Annotated in this window: 16 protein-coding genes; 8 read left to right on the top strand and 8 right to left on the bottom strand. The window is 42.0% G+C overall.

Annotation, left to right across the window (positions count from 1 at the left end):
* Nucleotides 1-14: 14 nt before the first annotated feature.
* From JG479_RS18970 to JG479_RS18990, 5 genes are all read right to left on the bottom strand, one after another.
* Nucleotides 15-1,391: a uracil-xanthine permease family protein gene (locus JG479_RS18970; RefSeq protein WP_200220423.1), complete on the bottom strand. Its 1,377-nt coding sequence runs from the start codon at nt 1,389-1,391 to the stop codon at nt 15-17.
* Nucleotides 1,392-1,465: 74 nt separating this feature from the next.
* Entirely contained in the window at nt 1,466-2,533 is a 1,068-nt protein-coding gene (locus JG479_RS18975; protein ID WP_200220424.1) for a BMP family ABC transporter substrate-binding protein, read from the bottom strand.
* Nucleotides 2,534-2,605: 72 nt separating this feature from the next.
* The gene (locus JG479_RS18980; protein WP_200220425.1) at nt 2,606-3,532 is read right to left on the bottom strand and encodes an ABC transporter permease; all 927 of its coding nucleotides are present in this window, start codon (nt 3,530-3,532) and stop codon (nt 2,606-2,608) included.
* A gap of 3 nt (nt 3,533-3,535) precedes the next feature.
* Nucleotides 3,536-4,639, bottom strand: a complete 1,104-nt coding sequence (locus JG479_RS18985; RefSeq protein WP_200220426.1) for an ABC transporter permease — start codon at nt 4,637-4,639, stop codon at nt 3,536-3,538.
* A complete protein-coding gene (locus JG479_RS18990) occupies nt 4,636-6,195 on the bottom strand; it encodes an ABC transporter ATP-binding protein (RefSeq protein WP_200220427.1) in 1,560 nt (519 codons plus the stop codon). The genes JG479_RS18985 and JG479_RS18990 overlap by 4 nt, the downstream gene beginning before the upstream one ends.
* A 198-nt stretch (nt 6,196-6,393) precedes the next feature.
* Here JG479_RS18990 and xdhA point away from each other — a divergent pair, with 198 nt between their 5' ends.
* Genes xdhA through puuE form a run of 8 tightly spaced genes read left to right on the top strand, consistent with a single transcriptional unit; the run spans nt 6,394 to nt 15,452 of the window.
* Nucleotides 6,394-7,893: a xanthine dehydrogenase small subunit gene (xdhA, locus tag JG479_RS18995; protein WP_200220428.1), complete on the top strand. Its 1,500-nt coding sequence runs from the start codon at nt 6,394-6,396 to the stop codon at nt 7,891-7,893.
* Nucleotides 7,880-10,219, top strand: a complete 2,340-nt coding sequence (xdhB, locus tag JG479_RS19000; protein WP_200220429.1) for a xanthine dehydrogenase molybdopterin binding subunit — start codon at nt 7,880-7,882, stop codon at nt 10,217-10,219. Before xdhA ends, xdhB begins: the two co-directional genes overlap by 14 nt.
* Nucleotides 10,212-11,102: a xanthine dehydrogenase accessory protein XdhC gene (gene xdhC, locus JG479_RS19005; RefSeq protein ID WP_149603499.1), complete on the top strand. Its 891-nt coding sequence runs from the start codon at nt 10,212-10,214 to the stop codon at nt 11,100-11,102. The genes xdhB and xdhC overlap by 8 nt, the downstream gene beginning before the upstream one ends.
* Nucleotides 11,099-11,599, top strand: coding sequence for a 2-oxo-4-hydroxy-4-carboxy-5-ureidoimidazoline decarboxylase (gene uraD, locus JG479_RS19010; protein WP_149603498.1), 501 nt, complete (start codon nt 11,099-11,101; stop codon nt 11,597-11,599). Before xdhC ends, uraD begins: the two co-directional genes overlap by 4 nt.
* Nucleotides 11,596-11,934: a hydroxyisourate hydrolase gene (gene uraH / locus JG479_RS19015; RefSeq protein ID WP_200220430.1), complete on the top strand. Its 339-nt coding sequence runs from the start codon at nt 11,596-11,598 to the stop codon at nt 11,932-11,934. Before uraD ends, uraH begins: the two co-directional genes overlap by 4 nt.
* Nucleotides 11,935-11,936: 2 nt before the next feature.
* The gene (gene guaD, locus JG479_RS19020) at nt 11,937-13,301 is read left to right on the top strand and encodes a guanine deaminase (protein WP_149603496.1); all 1,365 of its coding nucleotides are present in this window, start codon (nt 11,937-11,939) and stop codon (nt 13,299-13,301) included.
* A gap of 5 nt (nt 13,302-13,306) precedes the next feature.
* A complete protein-coding gene (locus JG479_RS19025; RefSeq protein ID WP_200220431.1) occupies nt 13,307-14,518 on the top strand; it encodes a urate hydroxylase PuuD in 1,212 nt (403 codons plus the stop codon).
* A gap of 1 nt (nt 14,519) precedes the next feature.
* Nucleotides 14,520-15,452, top strand: a complete 933-nt coding sequence (puuE, locus tag JG479_RS19030) for an allantoinase PuuE (RefSeq protein WP_200220432.1) — start codon at nt 14,520-14,522, stop codon at nt 15,450-15,452.
* An 81-nt stretch (nt 15,453-15,533) separates the two neighbouring features.
* On the opposite strand, the gene JG479_RS19035 is transcribed toward puuE, so the two are convergent.
* The 3 genes from JG479_RS19035 to JG479_RS19045 all read right to left on the bottom strand — a co-directional run bounded on the left by JG479_RS19035 (nt 15,534) and on the right by JG479_RS19045 (nt 18,589).
* Nucleotides 15,534-16,223, bottom strand: coding sequence for a response regulator transcription factor (locus JG479_RS19035; protein WP_039486603.1), 690 nt, complete (start codon nt 16,221-16,223; stop codon nt 15,534-15,536).
* Between the two features lie 249 nt (nt 16,224-16,472).
* Nucleotides 16,473-16,994, bottom strand: a complete 522-nt coding sequence (locus JG479_RS19040) for a hypothetical protein (RefSeq protein WP_039486600.1) — start codon at nt 16,992-16,994, stop codon at nt 16,473-16,475.
* Between the two features lie 56 nt (nt 16,995-17,050).
* Nucleotides 17,051-18,589 carry an EAL domain-containing protein gene (locus tag JG479_RS19045; RefSeq protein WP_200220433.1) on the bottom strand — a complete coding sequence of 513 codons (1,539 nt, stop codon included), beginning with the start codon at nt 18,587-18,589 and terminating at the stop codon, nt 17,051-17,053.
* Between the last annotated feature and the right edge of the window lie 76 nt (nt 18,590-18,665).

Raw genomic sequence — 18,665 nt, forward strand, 5'->3', positions numbered from 1 at the left:
TAATTTTTATTAGTTTAGTTAAGATGATCCGTACTTGCTGAGTAATTTTCTGGTAGTACCAACGTCATTATTATTGCGGTGATACCCGACACCGTCACTGCGCTACCAAATATGGCAGTAACTAACTTAGGTGCGTTTGCAAACAACTCCGGTACAAAACTAACACCTAGCCCGAGCCCCAAACTCACCGCAATAATAAGTAAACTTCTGCGATTTATTTTTTCGCTGGCGAGTATTTTGACCCCAGCGGCTGCTACGGTGCCAAACATTACAAGCGTTGCACCGCCCAAAACAGGTTTAGGTATATTTTGTAATATAGCGCCAATCACAGGAAACAAACCAAGAATGATTAAAATACTGCCTATCCACAGGCCAATATATCTGCTGGCAACTCCAGTTAGCTGAATAACGCCGTTGTTTTGACTAAAAGTAGTATTAGGAAAAGTATTAAATAAAGCGGCAATCATCGAGTTAACGCCATCACCTAAAATACCGCCGCGAATACGTGCTAAGTAGCTAGGCCCTCTAACAGGTAACTTAGAAACCGCACAATTGGCAGTAATATCGCCTGTCGATTCAATTGCAGTAATAAGGTATAAAAAACCAAAGGCTATGAGTGCACCAAAATCAACATTAAAGCCGTATTTAAAAGGCAGTGGGATAGCAATTAGGTCAAATTCACCTAATTTAAAATTAGCGATACCTAATACAAACGCAAGTAACCAGCCAAGTATCATTGCAACTACCACAGCCGTTAGCCTCACCCATTGGTTTTTACTTGCATTAAGCAGCACCACTAAAGCAACAACCGAAAAACCAACAATTAAGTTGCTCGTTGAAGCAAATTTTTCAGGCATATTAGTAAGTAGCCATTGCCCGCCACCTATATCAGTCATGCCTACTTTAATTAGGTAAATACCAATAGTAGTGATGACCACACCAGTAACTACTGGCTTAATTATTTTGCCTAATTTACTAATAAAAAAACTAATAAATACTTCAACAAAAGCGGCCAAAAAGCACACTGCAAATATAGTGGCAAGGACCTCGTCGTTATTGCCTCCGGTGGCTTTAACGGTAAAGCCTGTTGCTAAAATAGTCCCTAAAAAGGCAAAGCTTGTACCTTGCACACATATTAATCCTGAACCCACAGGGCCAACACGCCGCGCTTGTATAACCGTGCCCACACCAGATACAAATAATGCCATACTAATTAAATAAGGTATTTCAGCAGCTAAACCAAGCACACCACCAATAATAAGCGTGGGTGTAATAATACCTACAAAGCTTGCGAGTACGTGCTGTAGTGCGGCAAAAAATGATTCAGTTAAGCCTGGTTTGTCATCAACTGCATATATAATATCGTCAGACGAGCTTGTATTTATTGACATATAAACCTCTACGTTTTGCGAGTTAGCCACTGTATTTGTCTAAGTGATTAACTCATTGTTATTGCATTAACGGCTTATTTAAGCTGCCCTTCAACGCCCTCAACATAAAAATCCATACCCAACAACGTTTTGTCGTCTATTGTTTTACCCGCATCAATAATCAGCTCACCTTGCTGATTTTTTATAGGGCCAGTAAATGGATGAAATTCACCTTTACCAATTTTCTCTGAAATAGCATTTACTTCACTCACTACATCACTTGGAATGTCTTTACTTAGCGGCGCCAAGCGAGTCATCCCTGAGCCTATCCCTTTCCATATATCTTGTGATTGCCATTTATCGTCAAGTACTTGCTGTACGCGCTCTGCATAAAATTCATCCCAGTGATGAACCGCTGCCGTTAAATGTGCTTTTCTACCGTATCCGCTCATATCTGAGTGGTAGCCAATAGCGTAAATACCAGCGGCTTGCGCTGCTTGCAGTGGTGCAGGCGAATCAGTATGTTGGGTAATAATATCAACGCCTTGATCTATTAGGCTATCGGCAGCTTCGCGCTCTTTACCTGGATCAAACCAGCTATTAACCCACACTACTTTTACTTTTGCATTAGGCTTTACTGAGCGCAAACCAAGCGTAAATGCATTTATACCGCGTATTACCTCCGGAATAGGAAACGCAGCAATATAACCAATACTGTCGGTTTTACTCATGTGCCCTGCAATAACACCTGTTAGGTAGCGTCCTTCGTAAATGCGATCAAAGTAAGTGCTTACGTTTTTTGCGCGTTTATAGCCTGTGGCATGCTCAAACTTTACATTAGGAAATCGTTTAGCCACTTTAAGTGTTGGGTTCATGTAGCCAAACGACGTGGTAAATATTAAATCGTGCCCGCTTTTAGCTAGTTGCGTAATAACACGCTCTGCATCCGCTCCTTCTGGTACGCTTTCGACAAAAGTAGTTTCTATTTTGTCGCCAAACTTTTCTTCAAGGTAGCGGCGGCTAGAGTCATGTGTATAAGTCCAACCGGCCTCACCTATGGGGCTTACATATACAAAGCCAACTTTTACGCTATCTTTTGCAATAGCAGATGCGCTTATGCCTAAGCTCAATGCAACCCCGAGTGCTGTTATAAGTTTTTTCATTGTTATTCTCCGTGTTATATTTTTAATATCCTGTTGAAGCAGGTGATTTGCCTTATTGATTTTGTAATTAATTTAATGACCCTTGTGCCAAGGTTTACCTAGCCACATGGGTTCGTACATTTTTAATTTTTGTTTATTTTTACTGAGCATAATCAGTACTATAAGCGTTGCACCATAAGGCAACATGGCTAATAAGTTAGACTCCACAGCCCACCCAAAAGCCTGTGCCACTAAGTGCATAATGCTGGCAAAGCCAAATAAATAAGCGCCAAGCATTACGCGCTCAATACGCCAGCTTGCAAACACCACTAAAGCAAGGGCTATCCAACCTCGCCCTGCCGTCATGTTTTGAGTCCAAAGTGGTGTATAAGCCAACGACAAATATGCGCCCGCAATGCCAGCCAGTGCGCCGCCAAACATTACGGCTAAATAACGTGTACGCATTACAGGTAATCCTAAGTTATTACCCACACTTGGGTTTTCGCCAATAGCTCGTACTGCAAGCCCTGCTCTGTGGTATTTAAAAAACAAATACGCACCAAGCACTAAACCCCAACTTAAATACACAATGGCGTCTTGCGAAAATAGCGCTTTGCCTAAAACCGGAATATGCTCAAACCCTGCAATTGCTAAAGTAGGTAACGCGTTAATGGTTTTTCCCTCATAGTCGGCCCCTAAAAATGCCGAAAGGCCTGTACCAAAAATAGTCAGCGCTAAACCTGCCGCTACTTGGCTAGCATTTAAATTAAGTGCTACAAAAGCAAAAATAAGTGAGGCCATAACCCCGACCACAGCTGCTACCGTAAAACCAATAAATAGGTTGTCGCATTGGTACATGGTTATAAACCCTGCCACCGCACCTAAAAGCATCATGCCTTCTTGCCCTAAATTTAAGGTGCCGCTTTTTTCGCATACCATTTCACCCAGCGCCACCAGCAATAAGGGGGTGCCTGTACGAATAGTGGCGTATAAAATATTAGTAATTACATCTAATTCCATGATTTAAGACTCCTGTGCAATATGTATTGGCTGCGCTTTTTGTTGTTTAAATGGCAGCGAAAATCTAAGGCGATAAGTAATAAGCACATCGCACGAGAGTAAATAAAACAGCATTAACCCCTGAAAAATACCGGTTATAGCGTTAGGTAATCCCATGTTAATTTGCGCAAGTTCACCTCCCATATAAATAAGCCCCATTAATAAGCCCGCAAACGTAATTCCTACTGGGTGGAGTCGCCCTAAAAAAGCAACAATAATGGCGGCATAGCCATAACCGGGTGATATTTGCGGAACTAGCTGCCCAATAGGTCCAGCTACTTCGCCCGCTCCAGCAAGCCCCGCCAAGCCCCCGCTAATAACTAGCACTCCGGCAATTAATAATGCTCGCTTGTAACCCGCCATTTTGGCCGCGGATGCATCAAGCCCAAGTACTTGTATTTGAAAGCCTATAAAGGTTTTACTAATAAAAACCCATGTGGCGCATAGCGCTAATAACGCAAACGCCAGGCCTAAGTGCAATCGAGTACCGTCGAATAAAACAGGCAATAGCGTGCTTTCGCCAAACAATGCACTTTCAGGAAAGTTATAACCGTGAGGATCTTTGAGTGGCCCATGAACAGCCCATAGCAATACATTTACTGCTATGTAGTTGAGCATTATGGTGACTAAAATTTCATTGGTGTTTAAACGCAGCTTCATAAAAGCAGCAAGCCCCGCCCACAACATGCCACCAGCAATACCAGCGAATAATGTAAGTGGCATTGCAAAAGCACTTGTTGAGCCAACAAAGTTAACGGCTACAGCACTTGCACATACACCACCAATAAGCAGTTGCCCTTCTGCGCCTATATTCCAAACCGATGCTCTATAACAAAGCGCTAAGCCATAGGCGCATAGCAAAATAGGAATGGTCATTACAAGTAGCTCAGTTACACCATACCAATCGGCAACAGGTGCTATAAGCAATGTATACAGGGCATTTAGAGGATCATGCCCTAATAAGGCAAACACCACGTAACCGGTTATTAATGTTAGTAAAATAGCTAAAACAGGAGAGAGATAACTCCAAGCCGGTGAGCGTTCAACACGTGGTTCTAACTTAATCATGCGAGTGCCCCTTGTGGTGTGTGTACTTTAGGCTGGTTATTAAAAACATCGCTAAAGTCGCCAGCCATCCACTGCCCTAACTGCACAAGCGGTACGGTATCGGTATTTAAAATAGGAGACAGTTTGCCATCACAAATTGCGCCAATACGGTCGCAAATTTTATAAAGTTCGTCTAAATCTTCTGAAATAACGAGTACCGCACACCCTTCGTCGCGAAGCTTTAAAATAGCTTCATGTATCGCCACTTGTGCGCCTATATCTACACCCCAAGTAGGGTGCGACATAACGAGTAGTTTTGGGCTTTGCTCTACCTCGCGACCAATAATAAATTTTTGTAAATTACCACCTGAAAGGCTAGCTGCATGAGTGCGAAAACTTGGTGTTTTAACCTTGTATTTTGTAATGATTTTATTAGCAAGCTCAGTAATTTTTTGTTTTACTAAAAAGCCATTTTTAACCAGCCCATTATCAAAACTAGTAAGCAGTGCATTTTGTGCTAAATCCATAGTGGGCACAGCTCCTCGCCCAAGCCTATCCTCTGGCACACATGCAAGCCCAAGGCGGCGCCTTTTTAGCGGGCACAGTGCATCAACTACGGTATTTTTAAATTTAATGGCGCTACTACTAGCTTGAATTTGCTCCCCCGAAAGCACTTTTAATAACTCTTCTTGTCCGTTGCCAGCAACACCCGCAATCCCCACTATTTCGCCTTGCTGTACTGCAAAGTTAATGTTTTTAAGGGGTGTTTCAAATAACGCTTGTGCGGCGGTGGTTAGATTATTAACGGTTAAAAAATCCGCAGTACCCAAAGCTCTGCGAGTTTGGTTACTAATTGGCGTATTGTCGCCTACCATCAGCCTAGCAATTGACTCACTAGTTTCGTTTTTAGGAATACAATGCCCGCTTACTTTCCCGCCTCTCAAAATGGTAGCACTGTCACATAGCTCAATCACTTCGTGCAGTTTATGGCTAATAAACAGCACAGAGCAGCCTTCTTTTTTAAGTGACTTTAGGGTTTTAAATAATGCATCGACTTCTTGTGGAGTTAGTACTGAAGTGGGTTCGTCTAAAATAAGTAACTGAATATCTAATAATAAGCATCTAACAATTTCTACTCGTTGGCGCTCGCCAGTTGAAAGTGTTGATACCAGTCTATGGGGGTCTAATGGCATACCATAACGTGTTGATGTTTTCGTAATTCGACCCGCAAGCGTGCTGCTATGCCCTGCTAAATCACCTAACGCTAGTTCAATATTTTGGGCGACCGTAAGTGTTTCAAATAACGAAAAGTGCTGAAACACCATTCCAATGCCTAAATCACGCGCATCAGCAGGCTCTTTTATATTCATTATACGGCCGTTGAAAAACATGTCCCCTTGGTCAGGTTTAACCACACCATAAAGCATTTTCATTAATGTGCTTTTACCTGCACCGTTTTCACCTAATAAGGCATGCACTTCACCATGCTTAATTTTTAAGGTTACGTCATTATTGGCTATACATCCGGGATACTGCTTTGTCATTCCCTGCATAGTAAGGCGGTATTTATTATTCATTATTAGGGCCTATTTGTACTTAATGAGCAATTTAACCTACTCAAAACATCAACTGACCAACCGGTCAACAATGGCATGGTAACTGCAATATACTTACCAAGATGAAAAAGTATTTTTCTTACCCGTGCGCAAACAACAAGAAAAAACATACGCCAAGCCTTTATGTATCAGGGCTTTATAAAAATTAAGGGGGTCTGTGTGATTCAATTTTTATTAAATAACACGCCAATTGAAGTACAAGAATGTTCGCCAAGTCTCACCATTTTGGACTGGCTACGCACCAAAAAAGGGAAAGTGGGCACCAAAGAAGGGTGTGCAACTGGCGACTGTGGCGCGTGCACAATTTTAGTGGGTGAAGAGCGTATAAATGCAAACGGGCAAACTAGTTGGCAATACAAAACAATGAACAGCTGTTTATTGTTATTAGGTAATGCGCATGCAAAACATATAGTAACGGTAGAGGCTGTGACTACTGGCTTATACCCAAACTTAACCGATTTACACCCCGTACAACGTGCACTGGTGGAGTGCCATGGTTCGCAGTGTGGTTTTTGCACGCCCGGTATAATAATGAGCTTGTTGGCTCTTTATATTAATGAACCAACGTACCCTGGTAAAAAAGCGGTTATTCATGCACTTGGTGGTAACTTATGCCGTTGTACAGGTTATAGCCCTATATTACTTGCAGCCGAAAAAGCCTATAGCTATGAGCGTAAAGCTGAACCTTACTCAGCAATGGCCGCTCAATTTAAAGCATCACTTAATACACAATATGATGACGATATTCCATTTTTAAAAAATGGTCCTCGCAAATTTTACTTACCACAAACTGCCCAACAACTTGTTGAGCTAAAAGCGCTTTATCCTTATGCACATTTAGTTGCTGGTGGCACCGACTTTGCCATTGAGCTTAGCCAAAACATGCTCTTACCGGATGTAATTATCTCCCTTAGCCAAGTAAAGGACCTTTGCACCTTGGCAGATAATAACGATGAGTTACACATTGGTGCAGCACTCCCTTATAGCCAATTTGTTGAGGTATTTTATAACCATTACCCAGAGTCAAAAGAGCTATTTGAACGCTTAGGATCAAGCCAAGTACGTAACAGCGGCACACTTGGTGGCAGCATAGGGAATGCCTCTCCTATTGGCGATCCAGCTCCCCTTTTAATCGCTCTTAATGCATCAATGGATTTATTAAGCAGCGCTGGTACGCGCACTATTAAAGTTGCCGACTACTTTATTGATTACAAAAAAACGGTTCTTAAAAGCGATGAAGTAATTAGTAAGTTCACCATTCCAAAGCGCCCAGAGTCACTAAAACTGGCGTGTCATAAAATATCAAAACGCTTTGAAGACGATATATCTACCGTGTGTTTGGTGCTTGCTATAGAACATTCACAAAACATGATTACTCAAGCCCGCTGCGCTATGGGCGGTATGGCAGCTATTCCTAAGCGCGCGCAGCATATTGAGCAAAAGCTGATATCTCAATCATTACAAGTAAGTAGTTTTATAGACGCAGCAACGGCTATTAACGATGACTTTACGCCTATGAGCGATGTAAGAAGCAGTGCGCATTATCGCACCACGGTAAGCAAAAACTTATTACAACGCATTGGTATTGAGTTTTGTGAGCCACAAGCACGCAACAATAACAACATTGCCATTACGAGGATCTCACATGCGTCACTTTGAAATGGATAAACTAAAAGCGCAAGGTGGTAGCGTTGGAGAATCTAAATATCACGAAAGCGCTATTAAACAAGTTTGTGGCAGTGCTAATTTTGCCGACGATAACCCTGAGCCATACGGCTGCCTGCATGCTTACCCAGTGCTCGCCCCTGTTACAAGCGGCTTTATTAAATCAATAGATACCAGTCTCGCACTGGCAGTTGAAGGCGTTAAACGTATTTTATCGGCCGAAGATGTTCCGGGTAAATTAGATATTGGCCCGGTATTTCCTGGTGATGTACTGCTGACCAGCCATGAAATTCAATACCACGGGCAACCTGTATTAATTGTCGTTGCCGACACATATGAAATAGCGCGCCGCGCGGCACGCTTGGTGGTTATAGAGTGCGAGCAAACTACTCCAATACTTGATATTAAAGAAGCCATTAGCAAAGAGCATTGGGTAAGGCCGCCGCATTCACTTAACCGTGGTAACAGCGAAAACGCCATTAATAACGCAGCCCACCAGCTTAAAGGCAAAATAAGCATAGGCGGGCAAGAGCACTTTTATTTAGAAGGCCAAATAGCGCTGGCGCAACCTGATAACGACGGGGGCATACATGTTCAGTGTTCTACGCAACACCCTACTGAGGTGCAGCACTTAGTTGCTAAAATTTTAAAAAAGCCATTTAGCTTTGTAAACGTAGAAACCCGCCGTATGGGCGGTGCTTTTGGCGGAAAAGAAACCCAAGGCGCACCATGGGCATGCCTTGCAGCCCTTGCGGTTTACCACCTTGGCTGCGCAGTAAAAATGCGCCTAGCCCGTAGCGACGATTTTAAATTAACCGGTAAGCGCCACCCTTTTTATAACCACTATCATGTTGGTTTTGACGAAAATGGTTTAATAGAAGGTGCCGACATTACCGTAAACGGATTTTGTGGCTACTCCCCAGATTTATCAGATGCAATTGTAGATCGCGCCATGTTTCATGCCGATAACGCCTACTACTACCCAGCCGCCACAATTAAAGGTAATCGCTGTAAAGTGAATACCGTAAGCCATACCGCATTTAGAGGATTTGGTGGCCCGCAAGGAATGATTATGGGCGAGCTGATAATGGACGATATAGCCGCTAAATTAGGTAAAGATCCGCTTGAGATCCGAAAACTTAATTTATACAAAAAAGGCCGCGATACCACGCCGTATCATCAAACCGTAGAGCAACATATTTTAATAGATATGATTGCTCAGCTTGAGGAGTCGGGTGACTACTGGGCACGTAAAAAGGCTATTAAAGCATTTAACGTATCGTCACCTATTATCAAAAAAGGCCTTGCAATGACGCCGGTTAAATACGGTATTTCGTTTACGGTACAACATTTAAACCAAGCTGGTGCATTAGTACATGTATATAGCGATGGCTCTATACATTTAAACCATGGCGGCACCGAAATGGGCCAAGGGCTAAACACCAAAATTGCGCAAATTGTGGCCCATGGCTTTGGGGTCGATTTTAACGCGGTAAGTATTAGTGCTACGCGTACTGACAAAGTGCCAAACACTTCACCAACAGCGGCCTCAAGCGGTACCGACTTAAACGGTATGGCGGCGCTAAATGCAGTAAACACAATAAAAGAGCGCTTAATAAACTTTATTACCGAGCACTTTGAAGTAGACAGCCAAAGTATTACATTTAAAGATAACCTCATTACTTTTAGTAAAGGGGAAATTAGCTTTAGCGAACTTGCAAATCTTGCTTACATGAATCGTATATCGCTTTCATCTACCGGTTATTACGCCACACCAAAAATTCATTACGATAGAGCCAAAGGTGAAGGCCGCCCATTTTTTTACTACGCTCACGGCGTAGCACTCAGCGAAGTAGAAGTAGATACCCTAACTGGCGAAAACACGGTAACTCGCGTTGATATACTGCACGATGTAGGCAGTTCAATTAATCCAGCTCTTGATATAGGCCAAATTGAAGGCGCCTTTGTGCAAGGTATGGGCTGGCTAACAACCGAAGACTTACAATGGAATGATAAAGGCCAGCTTGCAAGCTTTGGCCCAGCCAACTACAAAATACCAGCCATTGGCGATACACCTGCCGAATTTAACGTCAATCTTTATAACTCAGCAAATCCAGAAACCACCGTGTTTAGATCAAAAGCCGTAGGCGAGCCGCCATTTATGCTGGCCTTTAGTGTATGGAGCGCTATTCGTAATGCAATAAGTAGTGTGGCTGATTACAAATACACAGCCCCACTGGATACACCCGCAACCCCAGAGCGAGTATTGAGTGCAATTGAGCAAACCGCGAGCTGGTTTAAGGAGCATCAACATGACTAATTTAAATGAGTCGTTTCAGGGTTTTCATACTCAAAACTGGGCGCAGGCTATAAACGAGCACGAACAAAGCGGCACTAATTATGTAATTGCCACGGTACTTGGCACCAATGGCTCAACCCCACGCGGCACAGGCTCAAAAATGGTAATAAGCGGCGAGCATATTTACGACACTCTTGGCGGTGGCCACCTTGAATACGTAGTAATAGAAAAAGCCCGCGAACTACTTGCCAAAGGCGAAGCCGCCCAAGTAATTGAGCAATTTAACCTAGGTGCAAATTTAGGCCAGTGCTGCGGCGGAGCTGCCACCGTTATGCTTGAATGCATGCAATGCGAGCGCTTTACCCTCGACATTTATGGCGCAGGCCATGTAGCACAAGCGCTTATTGGTATATTGGCACAGCTGCCTATGCGCATACGTTGGATAGATAGCCGCGCAGATGTATTCCCACAGACTATTCCAAATAACGTAGTAAAAGTGGTTGATGAAGAGCCCACAGAACAAGTAAAGCGTGCACCTAAGTCTAACAACTACTTAATATTGACCCATAACCACCAGCTCGACTTTGCACTCACCCAAGCCATTATTAAACGCGCTGATGCCAATTGGCTGGGCGTTATTGGCTCTGACACTAAAGCAAAACGTTTTAAACAACGCCTAGCACATCGCGATTTTACAGCCGCTCAAATACAACAAATGACCTGCCCTGTTGGGCTTAAAAATATTACGGGCAAATTACCAATGGAAGTGGCTATTTCGATTAGTGGACAGCTAATTGCCCTTTATCAGGCTATGCAAACCCAAGCGCCAAAACGCCAAGGCTTGCAATGGCGCACACTAAAAAATGCCTTAATTAGCACCACGCAGGAGGAAGTAGACGCATGAGCAGTTTACAAATAAATACGCTAAATGATGCACAAGCAAAACAAGCACTTGAGCATTGCTGCGCGGCTCCTAACTGGGTAGCGGGCATGATAAAAGCAATGCCATTTAAAAGTGCTCAACAGCTGTTTGAATGCGCACAAAGCACATGGGATAGCCTTGGCGAGAGCGACTATTTAGCTGCCTTTGAAGGCCACCCGCAAATAGGCGACTTATCAACCCTTAGCAAAAAATACGCTGCTACCGCACAAAAAGCGGGGCATGAGCAATCAGGTATGAGCAAAGCAAACGAGGCCGTACTTACCAAAATGATTGCCCTCAATAAAGAGTACCTAAACAAGTTTGGCTTTATTTTTATTGTGTGCGCCACCGGTAAAACGGCCGAACAAATGCTCGAACTCATAGAGCAGCGCATACACAACACCCGCAGTACAGAGCTAAATATAGCCGCGGGCGAACAAGCCAAAATAACAAAAATAAGATTGGAGTCACTGCTATGAACAAAAGCCCTATTACCACCCATATACTTGATACCAGCACCGGAAAACCTGCGGCAAACGTTGCTGTTAAGCTATTTAAACTTACAAATAACGAATGGATACAACTAACCCAAGGCACAACCGATACCGATGGGCGAATTACCGACTGGCTAAATACAGAAGTAGAATTTGCAACCTATAAGCTAGTATTTGATTTAGATAGCTACTACCAAAATCAACCTACCCCTGCGTTTTACCCAGAGGCGCAAATAACGTTTAGATTACAAGATACTAAACATCACCATATCCCATTGTTGCTTAGCCCGTTTGGCTACTCTACATACAGAGGTAGCTAACTATGAGCACACAAAACAATAATGACTTAACAGTAGTTTGTGCCGATATACTCGACTTTGTTGACGACCCTGCCATTGCTGGCGAAAACGCCCATCGTTTTTTTGAAAAAGGCGCATTAGTTATCAAGCACGGCAAAGTAGTTAAACTTGGCTATGAGCACGACATATTACCAACAATTGATAAATCAGCGCGTGTTATCCGCCACGATGGTAAGCTCGTTATGCCTGGTATGATTGACACACACATACATTTGCCACAAACCGAAATGGTGGGTGCGTACGGCGAGCAACTGCTAAGTTGGCTAACCGAATATGCGTTTCCAACCGAAAAAAAGTTTACATGTAAGCATTATTCAAAAGAGATCTCTAATCGCTTTTTAGACGAGCTGCTGCGCAATGGCACAACCACTGCCCTTGTATTTGGCACAGTGCATCCGCAATCGGTTGATGCGTTTTTTAAAGAATCACAAAAACGCAATTTACGCATGATTGCCGGTAAAGTAATGATGGATCGTAACTGCCCTGACGACTTATCTGATTGCGCGCAAACAAGTTATGACGAATCTAAAGCCCTAATAAAAAAATGGCACAATGTTGACAGGTTAAGCTACGCAGTTACACCGCGTTTTGCCCCCACATCAACCCCTGAGCAACTTCAAAAATGCACTCAGTTACTTGAAGAATACCCAGACACCTACCTGCATACACACTTATCTGAAAACAAAGACGAGTGCGAATGGGTAAAAGGGCTATTTCCAGAAGCCAAAGACTACTTAGGCGTGTACGAGCAAGCAAAAATGGTACGTAAACGCTCAGTATTTGCCCATAGTATTCATTTATCTGAGCGCGAGCTATGCTGCCTTGCAGATAACAATGCGGCAATATCGCACTGCCCTACCTCAAACCTATTTTTAGGATCAGGACTTTTAAATTTAAAAGCCTGTGAAGAGCACGGTATAAACGTAGGCATGGGTACCGATGTAGGCGCAGGAACAAGCTTTTCTATGCTACAAACAGGTAACGAAGCTTATAAAATTCAGCAATTACAAGGTCAAAAGTTTTCAGCATTTAAAGGGCTGTATTTAGCAACTCTCGGCGGTGCTAGAGCACTTGATTTAGAAGGGACAATTGGTAATTTTGAAGTCGGTTGTGAGGCCGATTTTATTGTAATGGATTGTTCAGCAACCCCATTTTTAAAATTTAGAATACAACATGCCAAAACCCTGCATGAAAAACTATTTGCAATGATGATGTTAGGCGACGACCGCTGCGTTGAGCAAACCTACATCATGGGTAAAAGTGTGTATAAGCGCGATGATAACAATCAATTTTCAGACACCCGCTCACCGGTATTAGAAGAGGCTTAACCGTTATGGAAAACTATTTATTTGAGCTTGCTCATTTAGTACTGCGTTATTTTCATGTTATTGCTGGTATAGCATGGATTGGCGCTTCATTTTATTTTGCATGGCTTGATAACAACCTACAAACACCACCGCAGTGGAAAATAGATAAAGGCATAAAAGGCGATTTATGGGCCGTGCATGGTGGTGGCTTTTACGAAGTGGCTAAGTATCAAAATGGCCCTGAACAAATGCCTCATACTCTGCATTGGTTTAAGTGGGAAGCCTACACAACGTGGATCACCGGTATATTACTATTTAGCTTACTTTATTATGTTGGCGCCGATGTGTATTTAATTGATAACAGCAAAAGTGAGCTAAGTAAATTTGCAGCTATTGGCGCATCCCTTGGTTTTATTGGCTTAGGCTATGGTGTTTATCGTTTATTGTGTAAAAGCCCACTGGTTGAAAACGGCAAAGTGTTTATTGCTGTAGTTATTGGTTTATTAGCTCTGTGGACTTTTGGGGTTGATCAATTATTTAGCGACCGCGCTGTTTATATTCATGTAGGTGCACTTATTGGCACGTGTATGGTGGGTAATGTATATCACATTATTATGCCAGGGCAGCGCTACATGGTGAGTGAAGTAGAAGCTGGTAGAATCCCTGATTCAGCGCCAGGTTTAAAGGCAAAGCTGTGTTCTATTCATAATAACTACGCCACGTTACCTGTGGTATTTATTATGCTTAGCAATCACTTTCCTTACACGTATAGCCACAACTTTGGCTGGCTTATTTTAATTGCGCTGTTTGGTATTGGTATGTGGATACGCCATTACTTTAACTTAAAGCATCAAGGCGTTAATAAGCCCTCAGTACTTGTAAGCGGTATTGCCGCCTTTTTTGCCCTTATGCTCGCCATAGCCCCTTGGCCCAGTACACCAACAAATGCAGGCGAAAGCGCGCCTTTACAAGCAAGTATTACCGACGCACAAGCGTGGGATATAATTAGCAAACACTGTACTGGGTGTCACAGCGAAACACCCACCTCTGCGCTTTTTCAAACAGCGCCGCTAGGCTTTAAACTCGACTCTATTAGTGATGTAAAAAAAGCCAGCACGCTTATTCATACCCGCGCGGTTATAACCAAAGATATGCCACTGGCCAATATGACAAAAATGACAGACACAGAGCGCGAAACGCTAGGCGCTTGGCTCTCAGCACTTAAAAAGGAGCAATAAAATGAGTGAGCATTTTAAAAACTACCCGCGCGATTTAATTGGTTATGGCCCTGATGTACCCCATGCAAATTGGCCCAATAAAGCCCGTATTGCCGTGCAAGTAGTATTAAATTACGAAGAAGGCGGCGAAAATTGTGTATTACATGGTGACGCGGCAGCCGAAACATTTTTATCTGAAATAGTCAGTGCCCCGCATGTTGAAGACCGCCATATAAGCATGGAGTCTATTTACGAATATGGCTCACGCGCTGGCGTGTGGAGGCTACTGCGTTTATTTAAAAAATACGATATACCGGTCACCATTTTTGCAGTGGCGATGGCCCTTGAGCGCCACCCCGATGTAGCTAAAGCCTTTGTTAAAGCGGGCCACGAGATTGCAAGCCATGGCCTGCGCTGGATTAATTATCAAAATATAGATAAGCAAACCGAACGCGAGCATATGCAACAAGCCATTGATGTCATTAAAAAGCTCACAGGTAAAAAGCCCAAAGGCTGGTACACAGGGCGCACAAGCCCTAACACAGCAGCCCTTGTTGTAGAAAATGGCAATTTTTTATATGATGCCGACGATTACAGCGACGACCTACCTTTTTACAGTATTAAAGAAGATAAACCACAGTTAATAGTGCCCTACACGCTTGATGTAAACGACATGCGCTTTGCTGCCGTGCAGGGTTTTAATGCCGGGGATCAGTTTTATAATTACTTAAAAGATGCATTCGATACACTATACGAGGAAGGCGATCCAAAAGGTGAAAACGCCCCAAAGATGATGTCGATAGGTTTGCATTGTCGCCTAATTGGCAGACCAGGAAGAATAAAAGCATTAGCACGGTTTTTAGAATATGCTCGCTCGCATGATCAGGTTTGGTTTGCCACACGTGAGCAAATAGCCGAGCACTGGCTTAAAACCCATCCATATAAAAAAGCATAGTTTATATTTTTTAAAACATAAAAAAGCCCAGCAATGCTGGGCTTAAAGTCACTTTAGGAGTAGTGAAATTTATTCAAAAAACTATTTCCCCATTGGCAGCAAAACAGATATGTAGCGCTGCGCCCAATTAGCAAGCTCCACCCTGTTGCGTGAGTTAGTTTTTTTAAACGCACTGTACAAATGTGTTTTTACAGTGTGGTCGCTAATGCTAAGTTTATCAGCGATTGTATTGTTACTCGCACCCTGTGCAATTAAATGAATAACAGACTTTTCCCGCTTTGTTAAATGCTCGTAATAGTCCTGCTTTAATTCAATGTCGCCGTGTAGGTTATTAAATGACGTTGCCACGGCTAAAATGTCGTTAAAAGCTTTTGAAATTACTTTACGCGTAAACCAAAGCTCGCCAGTATCAACACGAATTAACCCTTTAAAAATATCTTCTGGCGCATCTGATTTATAAAAAACACCATTAAAATGGTTAAGCAATAAGTTTTGCTCGCACACATCTTCTTTATCAACATTAAAGATAACAACGCTATAGTGTTTAGCTAAACAAATAAGGTCTGCGGGAATGAGATCTTGCCATTTACTTTTAGCACCATCTATTAAAAATAAATCATAATTTGCACGCAACTCTATTTTAGGCAAAACATCATCCATTTTAATATCACCAAACAGGGCTTGTAGTGTCCTTAAAATAGTGGCGTAGTTATGTAAATGAAAAGAGGATTGAAATGTTGTTTTTACGAATACCGAGTTTTTATGGGGCATAAATTTCGTCCTTGAAACATTTACACTACATTACCTAAACCAAATACAACTTACAATGAGATTTTGGTATTAAAATAAAGTTATCGCTTCTCACCCTAAAACAGATAAAAACCTATTAAATCAATATATAACCTACATTGCCTTTGTTTTTACAATTGTTTTTGTAAGATAAATAACAGATCGGATTAGTAGTTTAGTAATTCTTAAAACCTTAAATATACATTGTCGTAAACTAAGCTTTAGGGGTAATTATTCTATTGTCTCTTTTAATTTATTTAACGCATCAACCGAAAAACCTCGATCATAAAAGTATAAAATTTCGCCGCTGCTATTTATAAGTACCACACGAGAGTTATTTGGGCTTTGATTACCTGTAAACTTTTGAACTGTCTCGCCATCTTTATAAATAGTGATTACCCCACCCCATAATTCTTTAGGGATGCCTTTGCGCATACCGCTGTCTATAAATGTGCTAAACATACGTGGTGCCATGCCGGCAATGGTTGGTAGTTCGTATGTAGGGAGCGTTACGCCCGCCATATCTAAACCAATTAACCAACGGTCTATATCAAACTGGCTGTCTTGCTTGTACCCAATGAGCAGTAGTGTTTTATCTGCTTTAAAATCACTAGGTATAGTCACCATACTTTGCTCTAAGCTTTCGCCACTAATGCTTGGAAACTGCTTACCTGTTAATTGCTGGTTTGGGTACTGTGTAGTACATGCGCTAAGTAGTAAAAGTGCAAAAGCACTTAATGTTAATTTGATCATAATAAACCTAATATTTATAAATTTCATACCGATACGTTTAGTATGGCAGCTGAGATCTAAAAATGCTGACTAGTTATATAATTTTTAAATTTAGACGCAGTCATGGGCTTACCGTACTTCCAGCCTTGTCCGTAATGCACACCCGCTGTTTTTAAAATGGCTTCTTGCTCAGTGGTTTCAATTCCTTCTGCTACACAGGTATAATTAAACTTATGCACAAGTTCCATAATATTCGGGATCATAGAGGCTTTTAAGCCCTCAGTTGCTATATCTTGAACAAACGTACGGTCAATTTTAAGTTGATGAAAACTCAAATTTTGTAAGTTTCTTAAATTTGAATACCCCGTACCAAAGTCATCTAATGATAAGTTAAATCCCGATTCAACCAAGGTTCTAAAATGAGCATGCGCGATGCTTGTATCAAGGTATTCGTCTTCAGTTATCTCTAAACAAATAATAAAGCGTGAATTGGTAAGCTCTGTAATTTGTGGCAGCAACGACACGTTACCCAGCTCTACATCACACGGAAATATATTAAGCGACACTTTAAAGCCTTCAGGCAATACCTCTATAGAAGTTAACTCTTTGATTGTGGTGGCAATCATGGCCTCAGTAAAAGTCCAGGTTAAATTGTTTTTTCTAATAACCGGAATAAACTCATCTGGAAATAAAACACCGTACTTATCTTCAAAACGGACAAGTACCTCGCAACCAATCAGCTTGCCACTTTGCAAACAAATAATAGGCTGGTAAGTCCAATAAAATGATCCCTTTTTGAGTCCTTTACGAATACGCTGATTAATAGAGCGACGTGCAGCAATTCTTGCATTTACCATTAGCGCACTCGATACACCAGCTAAGCAGGTTAAAATTAAGGAGATGATTAATAAAAAGTGGTTATTAGAAAAGAACTGACTCCAAGGCAAATGCACTGCTGCGCAGTAGCTCTCATTTTCAGTACTACAAGCAACACCCGTTTCATACGGTAAATAGCTGTCGCCACTTATTTTACTATAAGTGCCTTTTGTACCTGCTAAATGATGCAGTTCCTCGGAGTCTCTATATACAACTTCCCAATTTTTGGACCCAATACTCGCAGAGTTGAATGCCTTTGACTCCATGATCAGGTTAAAATTACCTTGGCGAACGATTACCACTTCCATAGGACGTCCGGTAAATAATAATAAATACAACTGCGGCTCAAAACGTACACGTACATCCTCATCTTTACGGATATAGTCAGGCTCAAGGTCGTTTATAACACTGCTTAGCAAACCAGCTCCAGTTGTACACATTAACTGGTTACCAATAAAAAAACCGATATCAATCACATATTGTGAATCAAATAAAACACGCCGCATTTCAAGCAATGTAGTTTCATCGCACTGCTTGAAGCCAAACTTATTAAGAGGTGTAAGCACACTGCGACGCTCTAATACAGCAGAGTCAACATGTTTAAGAATGTGTTTAGTATCGGCATTGATTTGAGTAGTGAGTTCTTGCGCTGCAAAATAGAGCAAAATGAGACAGCCAGTTATAAAAACTAACACCCCTGTTAGAACGGCTATAATAGATTTTTGTTGGTACTTTTTCATAGCATCTCGAAGTTGTTAATTTATATCACTACTTTATTAGATGATTGCATAAGTCGCATTAAATTCACACAGATAG

The sequence above is a fragment of the Pseudoalteromonas sp. LC2018020214 genome (assembly GCF_016598755.1).
GTDB classification, from domain to species: Bacteria; Pseudomonadota; Gammaproteobacteria; order Enterobacterales; family Alteromonadaceae; genus Pseudoalteromonas; species Pseudoalteromonas distincta.

Bases quoted from the DNA above. Each gene is read 5' to 3' on its own strand.
- JG479_RS18970 (WP_200220423.1), bottom strand. From the start codon at position 1,391: ATGTCAATAAATACAAGCTCGTCTGACGATATTATATATGCAGTTGAT.
- uraH (WP_200220430.1), top strand. From the start codon at position 11,596: ATGAACAAAAGCCCTATTACCACCCATATACTTGATACCAGCACCGGA.
- JG479_RS18975 (WP_200220424.1), bottom strand. From the start codon at position 2,533: ATGAAAAAACTTATAACAGCACTCGGGGTTGCATTGAGCTTAGGCATA.
- JG479_RS19040 (WP_039486600.1), bottom strand. From the start codon at position 16,994: ATGATCAAATTAACATTAAGTGCTTTTGCACTTTTACTACTTAGCGCA.
- JG479_RS19025 (WP_200220431.1), top strand. From the start codon at position 13,307: ATGGAAAACTATTTATTTGAGCTTGCTCATTTAGTACTGCGTTATTTT.
- guaD (WP_149603496.1), top strand. From the start codon at position 11,937: ATGAGCACACAAAACAATAATGACTTAACAGTAGTTTGTGCCGATATA.
- JG479_RS18990 (WP_200220427.1), bottom strand. From the start codon at position 6,195: ATGAATAATAAATACCGCCTTACTATGCAGGGAATGACAAAGCAGTAT.
- uraD (WP_149603498.1), top strand. From the start codon at position 11,099: ATGAGCAGTTTACAAATAAATACGCTAAATGATGCACAAGCAAAACAA.
- JG479_RS18980 (WP_200220425.1), bottom strand. From the start codon at position 3,532: ATGGAATTAGATGTAATTACTAATATTTTATACGCCACTATTCGTACA.
- xdhB (WP_200220429.1), top strand. From the start codon at position 7,880: ATGCGTCACTTTGAAATGGATAAACTAAAAGCGCAAGGTGGTAGCGTT.
- JG479_RS19035 (WP_039486603.1), bottom strand. From the start codon at position 16,223: ATGCCCCATAAAAACTCGGTATTCGTAAAAACAACATTTCAATCCTCT.
- xdhC (WP_149603499.1), top strand. From the start codon at position 10,212: ATGACTAATTTAAATGAGTCGTTTCAGGGTTTTCATACTCAAAACTGG.
- JG479_RS19045 (WP_200220433.1), bottom strand. From the start codon at position 18,589: ATGAAAAAGTACCAACAAAAATCTATTATAGCCGTTCTAACAGGGGTG.
- JG479_RS18985 (WP_200220426.1), bottom strand. From the start codon at position 4,639: ATGATTAAGTTAGAACCACGTGTTGAACGCTCACCGGCTTGGAGTTAT.
- puuE (WP_200220432.1), top strand. From the start codon at position 14,520: ATGAGTGAGCATTTTAAAAACTACCCGCGCGATTTAATTGGTTATGGC.